Origin of the sequence: Idiomarina sp. HB (assembly GCF_048059115.1) — a bacterium.
Lineage (GTDB): Bacteria > Pseudomonadota > Gammaproteobacteria > Enterobacterales > Alteromonadaceae > Idiomarina > Idiomarina abyssalis.
The window spans coordinates 708,290-726,493 of the sequence record NZ_JAYLVU010000002.1 but is presented as its reverse complement, the minus strand read 5'-3'; the positions used below and the strand labels follow the sequence as shown (position 1 = coordinate 726,493).

Below are 18,204 nucleotides of genomic sequence, written 5' to 3'. Positions count from 1 at the left end.
ATCATGAACGATGACTTTCTGTTTTCTGAGGACGAGCCCGATGTGGCCGTTGAAGAGGTTTGCGAGCCTTATCATGTGTTGATTGTCGATGACGATGAGGAAATTCATACCATCACCAAAATGGCACTGGGTGAATTTAAGCTTGATGGGCGTCCGCTGGAGTTCCATTCGGTTTACTCGGGAAAAGACGCTATTGCGTTTTTGCAGGAAAACACCGACATCGCCATGATGCTGCTGGATGTGGTTATGGAAACTGACCACGCGGGCTTAGATGTCGCGCAATGGGTGAGAGAAACCCGGAAAAACCGGTTAATCCGAATTGTTCTGCGTACCGGGCAACCTGGTCAGGCACCAGAGGAAGACGTAATTGCGCGTTACGACATTGATGATTACAAAGAAAAAACCGAGCTGACTTATCGCAAACTGGTCACTCTTATGTACTCGTGCCTTCGCGCTTACCGAGACTTAAAAGCTATTGAACGCAACAAACGAGGCTTAGAAAAAGTCATTAACGCATCGGCAGAGGTGTTTTCGGCCCGCTCAATGCACGGCTTATGTCAGGGGATACTGGAACAGCTTGTTGCCCTAATCACCTTGTCTGACGACGCTATGTACTGCCGAATTGACGCACTAACCGCCAGCTCGAATACCAGTGAACCCTTTGAAATTATTGGTGGCACCGGAGAATACGAAGGTGCGGCAGGACAACCGATAAAAAGTGAAATTGACTGGGATATCGTTCGCCCAATGCAACAAAGTTCGCAAAATGTCGACTTCCGGATAGTAGACAATAATTACTACGGCCTTTATAAAACCAGCAGCTCACGCCAGTATTTGCTCTTCATTCGCGGTGTCCGTGACTTATCTGAGCTTGATCAAAACTTACTTGGCCTTTTTGTGAATAATAGCTCCATTGCTATTGATAACCTGCAGGCCACTGAGAACGAACGAGAGGCTCAGCGTGAATTGCTTTATTGCGTTGGAGAGGCTATTGAAAAGCACTCCATCGATGAAATCAGCCATCATGTTAAACGATCAGCCGAAATGGCCGGGCAACTGGCCATTTTTGCCGGTGCAACTCATGAACAGGCGGAAGCTTTAAAGCAAGCTGCATCAGTCTACGATATAGGTAAAGTATCGGTACAAATGGAGCTCGCTCAGCGTGCCGATGTCTTAAGCATTCACGACTATGAAGAGATCATGCAGAAGGTGATTCAGGGTCATGATTACTTACGTCAAACTGATACCGCTGTGGCGAAAATCGCCGCAGCTATTGCGCAGGATATTCATGAACGCTGGAATGGTTCAGGTTTTCCAAGCCAGAAGTCAGGCAAAGACATTGACCTTAATGCCCGTATAATGACTATTAGCAGCCATTTTGATGCACTGCGCACGCAGCGCAATTATCGTGACGCCAAAGAATCTAAAGACGCTGCCGATTATCTATTGCAACACAGCGGCAGGTTCTTCGACCCTGAGCTGGTCGGGCTTATGCTGGACAATCTGGATGCGATGGAAAAAATACGACAGCGTTATCTGGATAAAAAATAATATAATAGGCGACTGGAAACTGAAAACGGGGCCTTCCCCAAGTCCATAAGGAGCGGTCATGGATTTACAAGCAATGCGCAGAGAGTACGGTTTAGGCAGTTTGCACCGGGAGCAGTTGAATTCAGACCCGGTCAAACAATTTGAACTCTGGATGCAACAAGCCATAGACAGCGGCTTATTGAGCGATCCTACCGCGATGACAGTGGCAACGGTCAATAATGAACGTGTCCCAAGCCAGCGTATTGTTTTATTGAAAGGCTATGACCATAAAGGCTTCCGTTTTTACACCAATAAAAACAGTCAAAAAGGCCAGGATATAAGCACTAACTCGCAGGTTAATCTGCACTTTGCCTGGCTTCCGCTGGAACGACAAATTAGCATTACCGGCAGCGCTATCCCGCTGGACAGTGAAGATAACGACCGCTACTTCCATTCTCGTCCCAAAGAAAGCCAGGTAGCCGCCCTTGCTTCGCAGCAAAGCCGCCCGGTAGAAAGCCGCGACGTACTGGAAAGCCACTATAAGTCGCTACTGCGTGAATATGAGAATACCGAAGTGCCACGCCCTGAACACTGGGGTGGTTATTGCATCGAGCCTCAGCAATTTGAGTTCTGGCAAGGCGGCCAGCATCGTTTGCATGACCGCTACCTGTACAGCAAAGATGGCGCTTACTGGCGTATTACCCGCTTACAGCCTTAGGTAATTCAACCCCACAAAACTCAGCGCAGCGTTGCAGAACTTTTAACGTTGCGCGGCTGTAGTAAACACCCTGCTGCAATTGCTCACGTTTGCGTTGCTGAGCGGCTTCTCCGGGAATACGCACCGGTTGTTGTGGATCGGCTGCCGCACTTTTTCGGCTATCTTCCAACAAATCATCAACCTGCTGTAAAAACGCCTGTTTATCCCCAAACGCTTCCGGATCAATCACTTGTATCCATACCGAGTTCGCGTCACCGTCATCAGCACCCTGCCGGCGACCATACTGACTTAACGCCATGGACCAAATTTCGCTGAACAGTGTCAGACCATAACCTTTATAGCCGAGCTGTTCTCCACCCAGCGGCGCTATCGCGCTACCCGGCGAGTCGAAAAACGTTAACGGGTCGTCGGTCCATTCGCCATCGGGTTTAATCAATGCTTTGTATGGCAACTTAGTGCCGTTGGCTTTTGCCTGACGCACTTTCCCCGCGGCAGTCATAGAAAAGCTAATATCAAATAGCAGTGGATTGCCGGAGCTGGGCACGCCCACCGCAAAAGGGTTGGGAGAAAATACCGCTTCCTTACCACCAAAAGGTGCCACAGCACGTTGGCCGGGCGTTGAGCACATCAGACTGACGACCAACCCCTGCTCAGTCGCTATAGTCAAATAAGCGGCTAATGAGGCTACATGCTGACTGCGTCTTACAACCACGGTTCCGGTACCGGCTTGTTGCGCCATTTTGCAGGCGGCATCAATAGCCTGCGGCACCACGTAGGGACCCGGTAAAAATTGGGCGTCCCAGTTCGCAGCCGCAGCACGCTCACTTAATACCACAGGCTGCCCTTTTGCCAGGCTTTTACCCTCACGCAGCCATTGGCAATTGTTCAGCAGGCGAATTAAACCATGGGTACTAAAACCCAGTAAATCGCCTTCCAACAGGTAATAACTCACATTGCGCGCGACCTCCCCCGAAGCCCCCGCCTCGGTCAGACAAGTTCGCGCCCAGTCCGATAATTCTGAATAATCAAAACGTACAACATCAGTGCTCATGAAATTTCCTCTTGGTCACGGCCTGCAGGTCGTTTAAGCTACGCATACGACATTATCAAGGAGTAGAGATTGTGTCATCAGCTAACACAATAAACCGCATTGCCGTTATAACCAGTGGTGGCGATGCCCCGGGCATGAATGCCGCTATCCGAGCCGTTGTTCTGGCCGCGGAGAACTATGGTATCGAGGTCATGGGCTTTCGTCATGGCTATGAAGGACTCTTAAATAACGACTTTGTAAAGTTAGATCGCAAAGACGTTGAACACATATTGCAGTATTCGGGCACTATTATTAAAAGTGCCCGCAGTGAGCGTTTCAGAACCGAGGAAGGTGCGCGCGAAGCAGCAACAAATTTAGACGCGCATCAAATTGATGCCTTTATCGTTATTGGCGGCGACGGTTCATTTCGCGGCGCTGAGCATTTAGCCAACTTTTGGGAAGGTCCCATTATAGGCATACCCGGCACCATCGATAATGATCTCTTTGGCACGGATAACACTATTGGCTATGACACGGCAGTAGAAACAGCCATGGATGCGCTGGATAAAATTCGGGATACCGCCGAGGCCATGGATCGCGTATTCATTGTCGAGGTTATGGGCCGCAATGCCGGTTATATTGGTATTAGCAGCGCTATGGCAAGTGGTGCCGAGCGAATGATTCTGCCAGAGCTACAAAAAGATAAACCCTTAACCGTAGCGGCTTTGGTTAAGCACATTGAGTCAGTACAGCGCGTACGCGGAGACTCCAGCTACGTTATGGTGTTATGTGAAAATCAATGGCCTGGTGGTGCAGTTCGACTTGCGGAACAGTTAGAAGATCGTCTTAACTTACCCTGTCGTCCGTGTTTACTCGGCCACGTTCAACGCGGCGGACGCCCTACGGCAATGGATCGTATTTTAGGTACTCGTCTGGGTGTGCACGCTGTTGAGTTAGCCCGGCAACAGAAAACTGGCGTTATGGCTGGTGTTACCGCGAACGAACTCAGCGAAACACCGTTCGCTGACACTTGGACTCAACGTAAAAAATTGAGCGAAGAGTTAATTAATATTCAACAAAGTCTGTTTAATCCGATCAAAAAAGATCGCAGCAAATCGACAAAGTAAGAGAGGTCTGCAACGACAATGCCCCTAACGCCACTAACGGTGCCACTACCCGTACCATTAAATGACCCGAGCCGCCCGTTTTTCGGCGCCGAGCACAGCACCGATTTACACCCGGGACATACCCATATTCTTGGGTTTGGTTTTGATGGTACCGCCTGTTTTCGTAAAGGCACCCGAGAAGGGCCCGACGGTTTACGCGCGGTTTCTGAGGACATTGAATCTTACTCGCCGTACCTTGACGCCGACTTAGAAGATCAAAGCTTCTACGACTTAGGCAACCTGCGTCTGGGCTTCGATGACGATGAAGAAAAGCAATGGCATCACGCGGTTCACGACTTTAACGCGATATTTGATTCCGTCGACCTGGCTCAGCAAAAAATTAAACTGCTGACCTTAGGCGGTGAGCATTCTATTTCTTATGCGCCTATTGTGAAGTACTTGCGACAATACCCCGATATGGTGTTGCTGCATCTGGATGCTCACGCTGATTTACGCGATGGCTTCCTCGGCTACCATTATTCGCATGCATCTATTATTCGTCGTTCAGTCGATCACTTTGGTCCCGGCCATGAGCTCATTCAATACGGCATTCGCTCCGGGACACGCGACGAGTACCAATGGATGAAAGAACACAAAACCATTCGCAGTTCGCGTAAAGACTTTCTCGACAGTGTGGAAGCTATTGCTAAAGACCGTCCGGTTTACCTGACGCTGGATCTCGATTATTTCGATCCTTCTTTTTTACCTGGCACAGGAACTCCGGAGCCGGGCGGTGAAGATTTCCATTCCTTTGTCAGCCTGATGAAACTCCTGCGCCAGAAAAATCTGGTGGGTGCTGACGTGGTTGAATTGTCACCACAAATAGACCCAACCGGTAACTCCGACGTGTTCGCCGCTAAAATTGTGCGCGAATTATTACTCGTTTTACAACAGTCGGGAGCCTGAGATGTCAGACTGGAATATTGATCAAGCAGAAGAACTGTACGGTGTTAACCGCTGGGGCGCGGGCTATTTCTCCATTGGCGAAAACGGCAATATTCAAATTCGCCCCAACCACCGCCTGCCAGATGTCACCATTGATATGAAAGAAGTCGTGGATGAAATTATTTCGGAGGGTATTCAGTTTCCGGCTGTTATCCGTTTTCATGACATTTTGCGCTCGCAGGTTGAAATCATTAACGAGACTTTCGGTAAACTGATAGCTGACGCCAATTATCAAGGGCAGTATTGCGGTGTATTTCCCATTAAAGTGAACCAAATGCGCGAAGTGGTTGAAGAGATCATGGACGCCGGTGAACCTTATAACTATGGCCTTGAGGCCGGCTCTAAGCCGGAGCTGATGGCAGTAATGGCGTACAACGACAATCCCGATGCGCTGACGATTCTCAACGGTTACAAAGACAAAGACTACCTGACTCTGGCACTGCTTGGCCGCCAGCTTAAACGCAAAATGATCATCGTTATTGAAAAGTTCAGCGAGCTGGAAATGCTGATCCCGTTGGCGAAACAAATGGGTGTTGAGCCTATGATTGGCCTGCGCTCAAAAATGATGGTGAAAAGCTCCGGTAAGTGGGCCAGCTCCAGTGGCGACCGCGCCAAGTTTGGTTTAAGTATTGCCGAAATTTTGAATGTTATTGAACGCCTGCGCGAAGAAGACATGCTGCACTGTGCCAAGCTGCTGCATTTTCACATTGGCAGCCAGTTGTCCGATATTCGTAAAATTAAAGAAGCCGTCAACGAAGGCGCGCGTCTGTACGCCAAATTAGTTCAGGAAGGTGTGCCTTTAGAATACCTGGATATCGGCGGCGGTCTAGGCATCGACTACGACGGTACCAGCACCACCAGCGACTCCTCACGTAACTACTCAACTGAAGAATACGTAGCTGACGTTGTCTGGGGTGTGAAGCAAATTTGTGACCTGGAACAGGTGCCCCACCCTAATTTAGTCAGTGAAAGTGGTCGTGCGATGACTGCGCACCACAGCTGCGTGGTCACTAATATTGTGGGCGAAATGAAACCAGCGGGTACCCAATTCGATATCAGCGCCAGCGAGAACGAACACATTTTAGTTAAGAACATGCGCGAACTGCACAGCTCCGGCGACCAGTTCCACCCGCAGGAACGTTATAACGACGCCGCCGGCTATAAGCAAAATGCCTACGAAGCCTTTAAACTGGGTATATTATCACTCAGTGAAATGGCCAAGCTGGACACCATGTACTGGCAAATACTTACCGACATTCACCATTCGCTGGATAAAGACAGTTACGTTATTCAGGAGCTGGAAGAGTTAGAAGACATGCTCGCCAGTCAGTACCTGTGTAACTTTTCGGTATTTCAGTCAGCCGCCGATACCTGGGCCATCGGGCAAGTACTGCCAGTGGTGCCTATCTCGCGCCTGAACGAACAGCCCGAAGTACGCTGCTCAATTGTCGATATTACCTGCGATAGTGACGGTAAGCTCAGCAAATACATTGAAGGTACTGAAATTAGCGATAATATTCCGATGCATAGCCTGCGCAAAGGCGAGGACTACCACGTAGGTTTATTCCTCACCGGCGCCTACCAGGACGTTATGGGCGATATGCACAACCTGTTTGGCCGCCTGACCGAAGTGCATGTTTACTGTCACGACGATGAACCCGGCGACTTTTATATTGAAGAAGTGGTACCGGGAACATCGGCCGAAAAAGTACTACAAACCATGCAGTACAATACCGAGTACATGGCCAAAACAGTGAAGAAACAAATTGACCGTCAGGTACGTAAAGGCTCACTGGCGCCACGTGAAGGTGTTCGCTGGACAAATTTTTACGAGCACTGTTTAGCCGGCAGCACCTACTTACGCGTTGAATAATTCACCAAAACAACCGCTTAATGTGCAATTACTGAGCAAACAGTAAAAAAGGCACGAAAAGCGGTTGACTCGAAACCGAAAAAAACGTTTAATACACGCCGTTGCCCGGATAGCTCAGTCGGTAGAGCAGAGGATTGAAAATCCTCGTGTCGGTGGTTCGATTCCGCCTCCGGGCACCACATATTGCAAGGCCTCGCTGGAAACAGCGGGGCTTTTTTGTTTTAGGCATTGTGCCAATTTTGTACCAACCAAGCCTTCATCAATGCAAAGATAAAAAAGCACGCCCAAGAACGAGCGTGCTTAAATACTTCAACTTATTCTACATGGGTTCCTTTAAAACGTTGTACTAAGTAATACAACGCTGGCAGCACCACCAAAGTCAATAATGTCGACGAGACAATGCCGCCGATTACCACAGTAGCCAGTGGTCGCTGTACCTCAGCGCCGACACCGGTATTAAATGCCATAGGGACAAAGCCCAGGCTAGCTACGAGGGCAGTCATCAGTACAGGTCTTAACCGCTGTTGCGCGCCTTCAAACACCGCATCTTTCAATGGCAGTCCGTCGCGCAGCAGTTGCCGTATGAATGTCAGCATGACCACGCCGTTCAAAACCGCCACGCCCGACAGTGCAATGAAGCCGACTGCAGCGGAAATTGATAGCGGCATATCACGCAGCGCTAATGCGAATATCCCGCCGGTCAGCCCTAAGGGAACGCCTGTGAATATGACGAGTGCACTGCTCAGCGAATTAAACGCACTGTATAGCAGGCCAATAATTAATAGCAGCGCTAATGGCACAACCAAACTCAACCGTTGGGAAGCTGATTGCAGCTGTTCAAAGGTACCGTCGTAGTTAACCCAATAACCTGCTGGCAAATCAACCTCAGTCGTTAGCGCATCCTGAACATCTGCCACAAAAGAGCCCAAATCACGATCTTCAACATTCGCACTCACAATAACATTGCGTTTGCTGCTTTCTCGGTTAATTTGGTTCGGTCCACTTTCCAAACTCAATTCGGCGACCTCTCCCAACGGCACATAGCGCAGCTCAGGGTTGCCGGCAGGCAGATCAATAGGCAGTGATTTAAGCTGTTCAATGCTCTTACGCCATTCTTTGTCGAGACGTACCATTAGCTTGAAGCGTTTATCCCCCTCGTAAATAATCCCTGACTGAACTCCACCAACCGCAGCTTGAACTGCTCGCTGTACATCAGCGACTGTTAGGCCTAATAACGCTAAATGATCACGCTTAGGTATCACTGAGAGTGTCGATAAACCGGTCATTTGTTCAACCCGAACATCAGCAGCGCCATCAACGGTGCGAATGACTGCCGCGGCTGAGTCGCCTAACCGTTTAAGCGTTTGCAAGTCATCGCCATAAATACGAACCCCCAAGTCAGCTCGAACGCCTGCAATAAGTTCGTTAAACCGCATTTCAATCGGTTGAGTGAACTCGTACTTATTACCGGGAAGCTCTTGCACAGCAGTTCGTATTTCAGCAACCAGTTGCTCTTTGGTTTTTTCTGGGTTTAGCCAGTCCTCACGCTCCTTTAAAATAATAATGGTATCAGCGACGCTCGGTGGCATAGGGTCGGTCGCAACATCCGGGGTACCAATTTTTGAGAAGACCAGTTTAACTTCGTCAAAGCGTGACACCACAGACTCGACATCTTTTTGCATTGCTATAGACTGCTGCAAGCCAGTCCCCGGAATGCGCAAGGCTTGCATGGCAATATCGCCTTCATCAAGCTGTGGCAAAAACTCAGTTCCCATGCGACTCGCCTGAAACATTGATACCGCAAACAGCCCAAAGCCAAGCAAAATAATGACAACTGGAAGCTTCAGTGTTTGCCGTAAAACCGGCTGATACACTTTGCGGGCGGCTCGCATTATTCGGTTTTCACCGTGCTTAATATTGCCACGGACAAATATTGCAATAGCAGCGGGTACAAAGGTAACGCTGAAAATCAGAGCCCCTAAAAGCGCGGCTACGACAGTAAACGCCATGGGATGAAACATTTTGCCTTCAACACCACTTAACGCAAATATGGGCAAGTACACCAGCATAATAATAAGCACACCAAATACCGCAGGGTTAAATACCTCACGAGTACTATGGGTTACTTCAATTAAGCGCTCTTTAGTGGTAAGTACCCGGCCTAAGCGTTGCTGTGCAATTCCAAGCCGTCGCAAAGCGTTTTCAACCACAATGACCGCACCATCGACGATAATACCAAAATCAATTGCGCCCAGGCTCATTAAATTACCAGACACCTTGTTGGCGACCATGCCGCTTACCGCAAACAGCATACTCAAGGGAATAACGCACGCCGTAATCAGTGCTGCACGGACATTTCCAAGCAGAATGAAAAGCACCACAATAACCAGCACCGCACCTTCAAACAGGTTTTTCTCGACCGTTGCAATAGTTTTATCAACGAGAGAAGTACGGTTATACACCGTTTCAATCACCACCCCGTCTGGCAAGCTTCGTTGCACCTCCTCAATTTTATTGGCGACATTCTGTGCAACGATGCGACTGTTTTCGCCAATAAGCATCATGGCCGTGCCCAATACCACCTCGCTCTCGCCCGAGGTTGAAGCGCCAGTGCGTAATTGTTCTCCCAGTTTGACCTCAGCTACGTCACTCACGCGCACCGGTGCATCATCACGTTTTGTCACGACCACATCACGAATATCGTCAAGTGTCTTAAGCTGTCCAGGCGAACGCACCAACCATTGCTCACCATTTTTCTCGATATAACCGGCACCAGCGTTTCTATTGTTAAGATCCAATGCTGCCAAAAGGTCCTGCATGGTCACTTTATAGGCCAGCATACGACCGGGGATGGGAGCCACCTGGTATTGCTTTTCATAACCCCCCACACTATTAATCTCGGTAACACCGGGCACCTTGACCAGTTGCGGCTTAATGATCCAATCCTGGATGGTACGCAACTGCTCGGGCGTATACGCCTCGCCATCGGCATTGGTAGCCCCCTCTTTCGCGCGTACTACATAATTAACAATTTCACCAAGGCCGGAGGCTATTGGCCCCATCGTCGGCTCGATACCGTCGGGTACTTCTCCCCTTACCTTTTGCAATCGCTCACTGATTTGCTGTCTAGCCCAGTAAATATCGGTGCCCTCTTCAAACACCACGGTAACTTGCGACAACCCATAGCGTGAGATCGAGCGGGTGTAGTCCAGCTTTGGTAAACCTGCCATCGCGGTTTCCACCGGATAAGAAATACGTTGTTCGGTTTCTAATGGCGAATAGCCTGGCGCTTCTGAATTTATCTGTACCTGAACATTGGTAATATCCGGCACAGCATCGATGGGTAGCTTTAATGTGCTATAAACGCCCGCAGCTGCTACTAACAAGGTTGCGGCAAGCACCAGCCATCGACGATCAACCGCAAAGCGAATGAGTGCATCTATCATTGTTTAGTCTCCCTAATGGCTGTGGCCTGCGCCTTGTTTTAGAATGTCAGCCTTTATCAAGTAGCTGTTTTCAACGACATAACTTTCGCCATTCTCAATACCCGATAACACCTCGGTGTATTCACCGTCAGTTCGGCCTAACTCAACTTCCCTGGCTTCGAAACGATTACCCTCTTTAATAAAAACAACGGGGTTATTTTCTAAACGTTGAACAGCATCATTGTTTATCGCCAAGCTCGCGTTAAAGCTGTCTGTAACGACATCCGCTTTTACGTGCATTCCCGGTCGCCAATGCCCCGACTGATTGTGCAACTCGATAAGTGCGCGTGCAATATGTCCGCCAGTCATTTGTGGCGAGATATAAGACACAGTTCCTTCGACGGTTTTATGATGATGCAAGTCGTACACATAGGTCGTTTGCTCTTCTTCTAACGACTCAATGTTCTCCGGGAACGCTGAAAGCTCTACCCAGACCGATGATGGATCCAGGACTTCAAATAATGGCTTTTGCTCAACCACTTCACCAACATTGGTAAAACGTGCAGTTACCTCTCCGCTAATTGGGCTGATGACTTCAAATGCCGTGCCTGTCGTAACATTCTCAACAACAGCCAGAGTTTGCCCGGCTTTTATGGCATCGCCGATATTGGCCTTTAGTGCCGTAACAATACCTTTGTACTTCGCTCCGATATGCACAATATTGTTATTATTGGGGGCTATTACACCGAAAATTGTTTGCTTTACTCGAATGCTTTGAGCGCTCGCTGTTGCCAACGTTAATTTCGCGTTTTCTATTGCTGCATCACTTAAATTGGTATGGGGTGCTTCATGCTCTTCGTGTTCTTTCTCATAAGCCAATGCGGGCAGTGAAAAACTGGCAATGCAGATAATTGTAATCAATGTGTTGAGTTTCATTGTTGTACTCCTAAAAACGGCTGTCCGGTCATGCGCTCTAATTCGATGATGTCGCTGTAAATCGCATGTTTCCGAGAAACTTTTTCGTACTCGAGTTTGGCTAACTCCGTTTGCGCGTCTAACACTTGCAACAAAGAGTGCGTTCCGCGTGCGTAACCCTGTTGAGTCTGTTCAAGTAATTGCTCAGATAATGGCATCAGTCGCTGATTTATCTTTTGCAGATAACTTTGGTGAGTTTGCAAACTGTGCACTAGCGATAAAGCCAGTGATTTTAGTTGCTGCCGAACCTGTTTTTGCTGCGCCAGGATAGACTGATGCAGTAATCGGCTTTGTTTTATGCGACCGACGTTAGGGTCAGTGAACTGCAATGGCATCGATGCCTGGACGATTAAACCTACATCATCGAACTCATTATTGTAGCGAGCCCCGACACCAACGGTAATATCCGACTTTGAGTCCGCTGCTAACGCTCTGGCTTGCGCTTGTAGAAGTTGCTCAGAGTCCAGTAAACGCAAATACTCCGGCGCCCGATTAACAGCCGATAACACGTTGGCTTTTTCCGGGAGGCTTAGCGGAAAAGTAAAGTCTCCAGAGACGCGCGTAAAATTGAGCTCGCCTGCCCACATTGAAGCCAGTTCAGCTTGTTGCTTTTTCAGTTTACCGTTCAACTCGTCAGAGAAAGCGTATTGGCGCTCTAACTGTAATTTAATGCGAATAACCTCGGATTTAGGCACCGCGCCAGCTTCTACACGCTCCTGTGCCACTTTTATCAGTCGCTCAGTTCGCTGAATTTGACGCTCGCTGGTATGCGCGACTTGCTGAAGTTTTAAAATGTCATAGAAACGCTGTGTGGTTTCTGCCAAAACCTCAATTTGACGATACTCAAACTCTGCTCGCTGAGCTTTCTCTTTTTCGGTTGCAGCTTTAACTCGTAACTGCCGTTTGTCCCCTAACTCTATGAGCTGAGAAAAGGATACGGTCAATTGTGAGTTACTGATACCTTCTAGCCGTCCTGAGCCGGCAAAGTTTTCTATTTCCGCAGATACCCTTGGGTTCGCTGAAAACTCAGCCTGCTCTATCAGTGCTCCTGCAGCTCGTATTTTATAATCATACTCCAGTAACTCAGGGTTATTCTTGATCGTTTTTTGTAACGCTTCTTTCAGCTTTAAATCTGTCGTCGCAGCCGTCGCCACAGGCACTAGCGCACCTAAGCAAAAGGCTGCCACGAAGTATAAATACTTCATGTTGCTTCTCCATTAACTTATAGGTTTTAAAAAGTCTAAGTTAACGGTTACGCGTTTGGTGGAGGTACAGGGGGTTGGTGAGTCAGGCTTTGGTCAAAACCTACCGAGTTTGAGTTGGGTGCCAAAATAACAGGCACGGCTGAAATTAAGAGGTTATAACCAGTAATGCAACTAATATGAGGTTGTGTTTGTTGTTTACTATCATATATTGATTTATTTAAGTCTTGATTTTCACGCTCAATTTCTAAGACTAAGTCATACGCAACTCCTGCACTCTTTATTGAAGACTGACTGAAAGTACCAGCCACAGGAGCACAGGCAAAAGAGCTATGAATGAGCACAGTCAGTATTAAAAACCAAGATATTTTCATTCAATTACCCCACTCAATATAAATTCCTAATCCATCCAAAATAAGCTCGGCCATATTAATTATTATACTTACTATTTACTTAGAACCCGGTAGATTCGGTATCATTGAGACCTGCAAGTTGCTTAACAGTAATAGGATAACTCCTAGGGTAATTGCAATATCGGCAATATTAAAAACTGGCAATTGCCACGTTTGCCAACCTAGATGAAGGGAGTCGACAACATAGCCACGAAACAGTCGGTCAATGAGGTTCCCAACCGCCCCCCCAAGAATCAGCCCGTAGCTAATGCCATCCCGTTTACTTACTTTATTAAAGATCAACCTCGTTAAAGCCACAGACATTAGCAGAGCAACCCCAATAAAAAAATAGCGCTGCCAACCTCCACCATTTGAAAGCAGGCCAAATGCCGCACCAGTGTTCCAAGTGTGTACCCAATTGAAAAAAGGGGTCAATGAAATCGAATCACCGTAAGCTATTGATTGCTGCGTCTGCCACTTGATCACTTGGTCAAAGACTACAGTTAAACCAGAAATTAACAGAGAAATATAGGGCGAAAATCCTTTATCAACGCAGGACATTCAGTTCCCCTTCAGTGCAAAAATGCGTCTTGACCCGTTAAGCACGATTAAACCTGCTATGCTACCTATAATAAGATCTGGGTAATTCGACCCGGTCAACGCAACGAGGATGCCAGCGATGATTACGCCAAGGTTAATCACTACATCATTAGCTGAAAAAATCCAACTTGCTTTCATATGCGCACCACCTCCTCTATGTTTGGAGATAAGTAGAAGACAGATGGTATTGCCAATCAACGCGACAAATGCAATCCCCATCATCGCAAGTGACTCAGGTTCACTCCCGAATACGAAGCGTCTCACAACTTCTGCAAGTACACCCAGAGCCAAAACCAGTTGTAGTACGCCAGCTAGGTGCGCAGCACGTATTTGCATATTAACACTACGCGCTACGGCATAAAGAGAAAGCCCGTAAACTGCCGCATCGGCAAAATTATCTAAAGATTCCCCAATCAAACCAGCAGACTGCCAAAGCAGTCCGGCAGTCATTTCCACCAAGAACAGAAGAGTATTGATGGTGAGCAACCAACACAAGGTGCGGGACTCCTGCTTATCCGAACTTGCCGAAAACTCCTCAGCTTTGATTGCCTCGGAGTCCGCAGCAGTGTCTCTTTCAAGCGAGGCACCCAAACCTAGAGTCTCTAATTTAGAAGTAATAAAGGCTGTCTCACCATCATGTAATACCTTCAGCCGACGGTTTGACAAGTCGAAGGATAATGAATGAATTTCCTCAAACCCATTCAGTGCCAAGCGAATCATTCGTTCTTCTGATGGGCAATCCATTTTTGCTACAGAGTAAACGATGAGCCGTTTACCTGACTCTTCGTAGGCATTTTTTGAGTCGCCATTTGTTCGAACCGTATCAAAGGAACTAGCCATCGTATTACTTACCTTAAATATATAGTTTCACAATTAAAAACTATAAAGTTACTATAAGGTCAAGAAATTACTTAACTAGATAGGAAATTTTCTTATGCGTATTGGTCAACTAGCAGACTTATTAGGAATTCAAACCCAGACAATAAGGTTCTATGAAAAAAAGGGTTTGTTACCTTTACCAGCTCGTAGTTATAACGGATATCGAGTATACACTGAAAAACATTACAAAAGACTTAAGTTTGTATGTAGCTGCAGAGCTATAGGCCTTTCATTATCTGAAACCCGCAGATTACAAGATTATCAAGACAATCCACATCAACCTTGCTCAGCCGTTAATACCCTGATTGATGAACACATAATGCACATACGCTCTCAAATTACTTCTTTGCAAGATCTTGAGAAGCAACTCACTTCAATTAGAACAAGTTGTACTGGCCAAAGCAAAGTTATTGCGTGTACAGTTCTTAATAAAATTGATGAAATAGAATCTGTTAGTTGTAACCGAGACGTCTAAATTTCCGGAGGTTACACAACGTACTTACACAATTTTTTAAGGTTGTCCAGCGGAGCTTCGTTAGGCTACTGAGTGTCTAGTGAACTAGTGGCGATTCAGAATGCACTAGTTGAGAACTATTTTTAATTAATGTACCGTTAAGCTGCTTATTTAGAACTGTAGGTAATGATGCTTAGACTCGGATTTTTAATACTGGTGCTTGTTGCTGTTCTGACTCAAATCAGTCAGGCGGTTGCTGATGTGCATCAATCTCACCAGTCCTCTTCTGAGCAACACCTCAATTTTGAGCATGACGAATCGCACATCGATAAGCGAAACCTCCCTAAAAGTGGCGAAGTCAGCTTTGACTGCCATCATTGCTGTCACTGCCATGGTTCATTTCATTTATATGCTATGAAGGCTGAAAAAACTCTCGCTTTACCACGAATGGGCACAATACGTCCTGGGTATACTGAGTTTTACACTAACCCTCTATCATCGCCGCTGTTCCGGCCTCCTATCTCCTCATAACTGCCTAATAAGCTGCTTTAGCAGCGCAAAAAAATCATTATTTTACGCAGTAATATGACTGAGGAGTCTATCTATGGGTCCGTTTTCGACACATAGCAAACGCTTGTTTATTGCCGTTAGTCTGGCAATAAGTTCAAGCTACGCCAATGCACAACAGTTGCCCGAGCGATGGCAACAAACTGTTCAGCAACACCCCAGTGTTGAAGCAGCTCAACAGCAGGCTGAAGCTCTCATTCAACAGGGCAAGCAATTAAATCAGCCTTTGTACAACCCTAGCTTATCGTCACGCTTAGAGCGCGAGGGTGACATCAATAATTACACTGTTGGCCTAAGCCAAACGCTGGACTGGAGCACTCGCAATGAAGCACGAGCCAGTCAGAGTGACGCCATGACGGCTATGGCAGTGAGTATTTATCGCCAGTCGGCGACATCGCATGCTAAAACTCTGTTGAATGCCTATGTGCAATGGCTGGATGCAAAACAGCGTTACGCACTGGCCAAGCAGCAAGAGAAAATCGTTAAACAGGCGATAAGCCTGGTTGCCGAACGACGTAAAGCCGGTGACTTAGGTGCCGTCGACGAACAACTGACGGTACTCGCACTAAGTCGGCAACTGCAACAAACGGCAGCGGCTTATCAACAACTGCAATCCGCTGAAGCAGAGTTAAACGCTCTGCTAACAACGTCTGATGTCGGTCAACTCTCCATTAATGAGGAGCTATTTAACGTTGAACCTGCGTTAACGACTCGTTGGCAACAACATCCAGCGTTAAAAGCCGCTTACCTGCAATGGCAATTAAAGCGCGCCGATGTCGACTGGAAACGCTCGTTAACCACCGCCAACCCAACCATAGGCGTCGAAGCGGGCGAGAGCGATAACGAAACAGTAGTTGGCTTATCATTCAGCATTCCACTACAGATTCGCAATAACTACAGCGATGCGGTACGCGCAGCCAATAGCGAAGCTGTTGCTGAAGAAAAACGTTTGATTGCACTAAGGCAACAATGGCAAGCAGCACTGAAATCATCTCTTAACAATTATCGTTTTGTGAAAAAACAGTGGCAAAGCTGGCAAAAAGACTTTCAATCTCGGCAGGATGAGTCGATGCAGGTGATTGAGCAGTCCTGGCTCGCCGGTGACCTATCCACCACAGACTACCTCACCGCTGTGCAACAGCAGCTCGATAGCCAATTTGCAGGGATAGCGCTGCAAACACAATATCGGTTGGCCGCCATTGAATGGTTGTACCGTTCGGGCGAACTCAGTAAAGCGCTGACGTTATCGCCGTTAAGCCAGCCAACAAACGCAGAGATTGGAGAGTAAACGATGTCAGTAAAACCTTTATACGCAGCAATAGCACTTGCGCTGAGCTTTTCGGTTATGGCGCAGGATGAACACGGACACGACGAAAAAGAAGATACCCACAAGGAAAAAGGCAAACACGAGCAAGGTGAACATAAGGAAAGTGCAGGCGTGGAGCTATCCAGCAAGCAGCTGTCCATGGCGGATATCACCACGCGAACCTTGCAAACTCAAGTTATTGAATACCCGGTTTATGCTCCGGGCGAGGTGGTTGCTAACGACTTTAATAGCTATATCGTGAGTCCGCGCATCGATTCGACCGTTCTCAAACGTTTTGTCAGTATTGGCGACCACGTCGAAAAAGGTGAACCACTAGCCACCCTCTTCAGCGCCACCATGGCGGAGGCGCAAAGTCAGTATTTGGTCACACTTAACGAATGGCAACGCGTGCAGTCACTCGGTGAGTCAACGGTTGGTGAAAAACGCTTTGTTGAAGCGAAAAACGCCTTTACCTCAGCGCAAGCGCAACTCAAAGCATTTGGTATGTCAGCCAGTGATATTAAGCGTTTAAGTAAACCTGACTACCCTATCGGCGAATACCAACTGACCTCAGAAATTGGCGGGATTGTGGTTAGCGATAACTTCAAGCAGGGTCAGCCAGTCAATGCCGGTAACCACTTGGTTGAAGTTCTGCAAGAAGAAACCTTGTGGGTGAATGCTCGGCTACCGGGCTCAGCTGACCTTAATGTGCAGTTTGGTGATCCTGTTACAGTGAGTGTCGACAATCAGCGCTTTGCGGCAAAAGTCATTCAGGAAGGCCACACAATAGACCATAAAACCCGCACCCGAACGGTACGACTTGCGGTAAATAACGAAAAGGACCAATTACACCCTGGTTTATTTGCGGATGTTTATTTCTCAGTCAAGTCGGATGGACCGGTGCTTGCAGTTAAGGACTCAGCCTTAATGCGGGCATCTGATGGTGACTGGCAGATATTCATTGAGCACGAACCCGGAAAGTTTGAACCGAAGAAAGTCGAATTGGTTGATGAAAAAGGTCCGTGGAAAGTCATTCGAGGCGTTAAGGAAGGCACAGAGTACGTCGATAACGGCGCGTTTTTCGTTCGCTCTCAAATCGCTAAAGGCGGTTTTGACCCACATAACCACTAACAGGAGGTTGT

General features: G+C 47.6%; 16 protein-coding genes and 1 tRNA gene. 9 read left to right on the top strand and 8 right to left on the bottom strand.

What is annotated here, in order from left to right; genetic code table 11:
* Positions 1–3 precede the first annotated feature (3 nt).
* Together VBY75_RS09140 and pdxH are read left to right on the top strand one after the other, a co-directional pair.
* A complete protein-coding gene (locus VBY75_RS09140; RefSeq protein ID WP_054490629.1) occupies positions 4–1,551 on the top strand; it encodes a response regulator in 1,548 nt (515 codons plus the stop codon).
* Positions 1,552–1,609: 58 nt separating this feature from the next.
* On the top strand, positions 1,610–2,248 hold the full coding sequence (pdxH, locus tag VBY75_RS09135) for a pyridoxamine 5'-phosphate oxidase (RefSeq protein WP_271331986.1): 639 nt from the start codon (positions 1,610–1,612) through the stop codon (positions 2,246–2,248).
* Here the strand turns inward: pdxH and VBY75_RS09130 are convergent.
* Positions 2,229–3,299 (bottom strand): Ldh family oxidoreductase, encoded by a 1,071-nt coding sequence (locus tag VBY75_RS09130; RefSeq protein ID WP_271331985.1) that lies wholly within the window; start codon positions 3,297–3,299, stop codon positions 2,229–2,231. The genes pdxH and VBY75_RS09130 overlap by 20 nt on opposite strands.
* 71 nt (positions 3,300–3,370) lie before the next feature.
* Between VBY75_RS09130 and VBY75_RS09125 the strand changes: the two genes are divergently transcribed.
* The 4 genes from VBY75_RS09125 to VBY75_RS09110 all read left to right on the top strand — a co-directional run bounded on the left by VBY75_RS09125 (position 3,371) and on the right by VBY75_RS09110 (position 7,441).
* Positions 3,371–4,405 (top strand): 6-phosphofructokinase, encoded by a 1,035-nt coding sequence (locus tag VBY75_RS09125; protein WP_224798568.1) that lies wholly within the window; start codon positions 3,371–3,373, stop codon positions 4,403–4,405.
* A gap of 18 nt (positions 4,406–4,423) precedes the next feature.
* Complete coding sequence (gene speB / locus VBY75_RS09120) at positions 4,424–5,350, top strand: agmatinase (protein ID WP_034818139.1); 927 nt, start codon at positions 4,424–4,426, stop codon at positions 5,348–5,350.
* A 1-nt stretch (position 5,351) separates the two neighbouring features.
* On the top strand, positions 5,352–7,262 hold the full coding sequence (speA, locus tag VBY75_RS09115) for a biosynthetic arginine decarboxylase (RefSeq protein ID WP_054490620.1): 1,911 nt from the start codon (positions 5,352–5,354) through the stop codon (positions 7,260–7,262).
* A 103-nt stretch (positions 7,263–7,365) separates the two neighbouring features.
* Positions 7,366–7,441: transfer RNA gene (locus tag VBY75_RS09110), tRNA-Phe, on the top strand.
* 135 nt (positions 7,442–7,576) lie between these two features.
* Here VBY75_RS09110 and VBY75_RS09105 read toward each other — a convergent pair.
* The 6 genes from VBY75_RS09105 to VBY75_RS09080 all read right to left on the bottom strand — a co-directional run bounded on the left by VBY75_RS09105 (position 7,577) and on the right by VBY75_RS09080 (position 14,696).
* Complete coding sequence (locus tag VBY75_RS09105) at positions 7,577–10,708, bottom strand: efflux RND transporter permease subunit (protein WP_271331984.1); 3,132 nt, start codon at positions 10,706–10,708, stop codon at positions 7,577–7,579.
* Between the two features lie 12 nt (positions 10,709–10,720).
* The gene (locus tag VBY75_RS09100) at positions 10,721–11,623 is read right to left on the bottom strand and encodes an efflux RND transporter periplasmic adaptor subunit (protein ID WP_271331983.1); all 903 of its coding nucleotides are present in this window, start codon (positions 11,621–11,623) and stop codon (positions 10,721–10,723) included.
* Positions 11,620–12,867 carry a TolC family protein gene (locus tag VBY75_RS09095; RefSeq protein WP_271331982.1) on the bottom strand — a complete coding sequence of 416 codons (1,248 nt, stop codon included), beginning with the start codon at positions 12,865–12,867 and terminating at the stop codon, positions 11,620–11,622. The genes VBY75_RS09100 and VBY75_RS09095 overlap by 4 nt, the downstream gene beginning before the upstream one ends.
* Before the next feature lie 47 nt (positions 12,868–12,914).
* Positions 12,915–13,238, bottom strand: a complete 324-nt coding sequence (locus VBY75_RS09090; RefSeq protein ID WP_006955685.1) for a hypothetical protein — start codon at positions 13,236–13,238, stop codon at positions 12,915–12,917.
* A 75-nt stretch (positions 13,239–13,313) separates the two neighbouring features.
* Complete coding sequence (gene lspA / locus VBY75_RS09085; protein WP_011234872.1) at positions 13,314–13,817, bottom strand: signal peptidase II; 504 nt, start codon at positions 13,815–13,817, stop codon at positions 13,314–13,316.
* Positions 13,818–14,696, bottom strand: coding sequence for a cation transporter (locus VBY75_RS09080; RefSeq protein WP_034818152.1), 879 nt, complete (start codon positions 14,694–14,696; stop codon positions 13,818–13,820).
* A gap of 94 nt (positions 14,697–14,790) precedes the next feature.
* Here VBY75_RS09080 and cadR point away from each other — a divergent pair, with 94 nt between their 5' ends.
* Positions 14,791–15,210 carry a Cd(II)/Pb(II)-responsive transcriptional regulator gene (cadR, locus tag VBY75_RS09075; protein ID WP_011234874.1) on the top strand — a complete coding sequence of 140 codons (420 nt, stop codon included), beginning with the start codon at positions 14,791–14,793 and terminating at the stop codon, positions 15,208–15,210.
* A 186-nt stretch (positions 15,211–15,396) separates the two neighbouring features.
* On the opposite strand, the gene VBY75_RS09070 is transcribed toward cadR, so the two are convergent.
* A complete protein-coding gene (locus tag VBY75_RS09070; protein WP_271331981.1) occupies positions 15,397–15,582 on the bottom strand; it encodes a hypothetical protein in 186 nt (61 codons plus the stop codon).
* A gap of 211 nt (positions 15,583–15,793) precedes the next feature.
* Between VBY75_RS09070 and VBY75_RS09065 the strand changes: the two genes are divergently transcribed.
* Both VBY75_RS09065 and VBY75_RS09060 read left to right on the top strand, forming a co-directional pair.
* Entirely contained in the window at positions 15,794–17,044 is a 1,251-nt protein-coding gene (locus tag VBY75_RS09065; protein ID WP_271331980.1) for a TolC family protein, read from the top strand.
* 3 nt (positions 17,045–17,047) lie between these two features.
* Positions 17,048–18,193, top strand: a complete 1,146-nt coding sequence (locus VBY75_RS09060) for an efflux RND transporter periplasmic adaptor subunit (RefSeq protein WP_011234876.1) — start codon at positions 17,048–17,050, stop codon at positions 18,191–18,193.
* Positions 18,194–18,204: the final 11 nt, after the last annotated feature.

What these genes read in the sequence shown, in the direction of transcription:
- VBY75_RS09140 (WP_054490629.1), top strand. Translation starts at nt 4, where the DNA reads ATGAACGATGACTTTCTGTTTTCTGAGGACGAGCCCGATGTGGCCGTT.
- pdxH (WP_271331986.1), top strand. Translation starts at nt 1,610, where the DNA reads ATGGATTTACAAGCAATGCGCAGAGAGTACGGTTTAGGCAGTTTGCAC.
- VBY75_RS09130 (WP_271331985.1), bottom strand. Translation starts at nt 3,299, where the DNA reads ATGAGCACTGATGTTGTACGTTTTGATTATTCAGAATTATCGGACTGG.
- speB (WP_034818139.1), top strand. Translation starts at nt 4,424, where the DNA reads ATGCCCCTAACGCCACTAACGGTGCCACTACCCGTACCATTAAATGAC.
- speA (WP_054490620.1), top strand. Translation starts at nt 5,352, where the DNA reads ATGTCAGACTGGAATATTGATCAAGCAGAAGAACTGTACGGTGTTAAC.
- VBY75_RS09105 (WP_271331984.1), bottom strand. Translation starts at nt 10,708, where the DNA reads ATGATAGATGCACTCATTCGCTTTGCGGTTGATCGTCGATGGCTGGTG.
- VBY75_RS09100 (WP_271331983.1), bottom strand. Translation starts at nt 11,623, where the DNA reads ATGAAACTCAACACATTGATTACAATTATCTGCATTGCCAGTTTTTCA.
- VBY75_RS09095 (WP_271331982.1), bottom strand. Translation starts at nt 12,867, where the DNA reads ATGAAGTATTTATACTTCGTGGCAGCCTTTTGCTTAGGTGCGCTAGTG.
- VBY75_RS09090 (WP_006955685.1), bottom strand. Translation starts at nt 13,238, where the DNA reads ATGAAAATATCTTGGTTTTTAATACTGACTGTGCTCATTCATAGCTCT.
- lspA (WP_011234872.1), bottom strand. Translation starts at nt 13,817, where the DNA reads ATGTCCTGCGTTGATAAAGGATTTTCGCCCTATATTTCTCTGTTAATT.
- VBY75_RS09080 (WP_034818152.1), bottom strand. Translation starts at nt 14,696, where the DNA reads ATGGCTAGTTCCTTTGATACGGTTCGAACAAATGGCGACTCAAAAAAT.
- cadR (WP_011234874.1), top strand. Translation starts at nt 14,791, where the DNA reads ATGCGTATTGGTCAACTAGCAGACTTATTAGGAATTCAAACCCAGACA.
- VBY75_RS09070 (WP_271331981.1), bottom strand. Translation starts at nt 15,582, where the DNA reads ATGGCAGTGACAGCAATGATGGCAGTCAAAGCTGACTTCGCCACTTTT.
- VBY75_RS09065 (WP_271331980.1), top strand. Translation starts at nt 15,794, where the DNA reads ATGGGTCCGTTTTCGACACATAGCAAACGCTTGTTTATTGCCGTTAGT.
- VBY75_RS09060 (WP_011234876.1), top strand. Translation starts at nt 17,048, where the DNA reads ATGTCAGTAAAACCTTTATACGCAGCAATAGCACTTGCGCTGAGCTTT.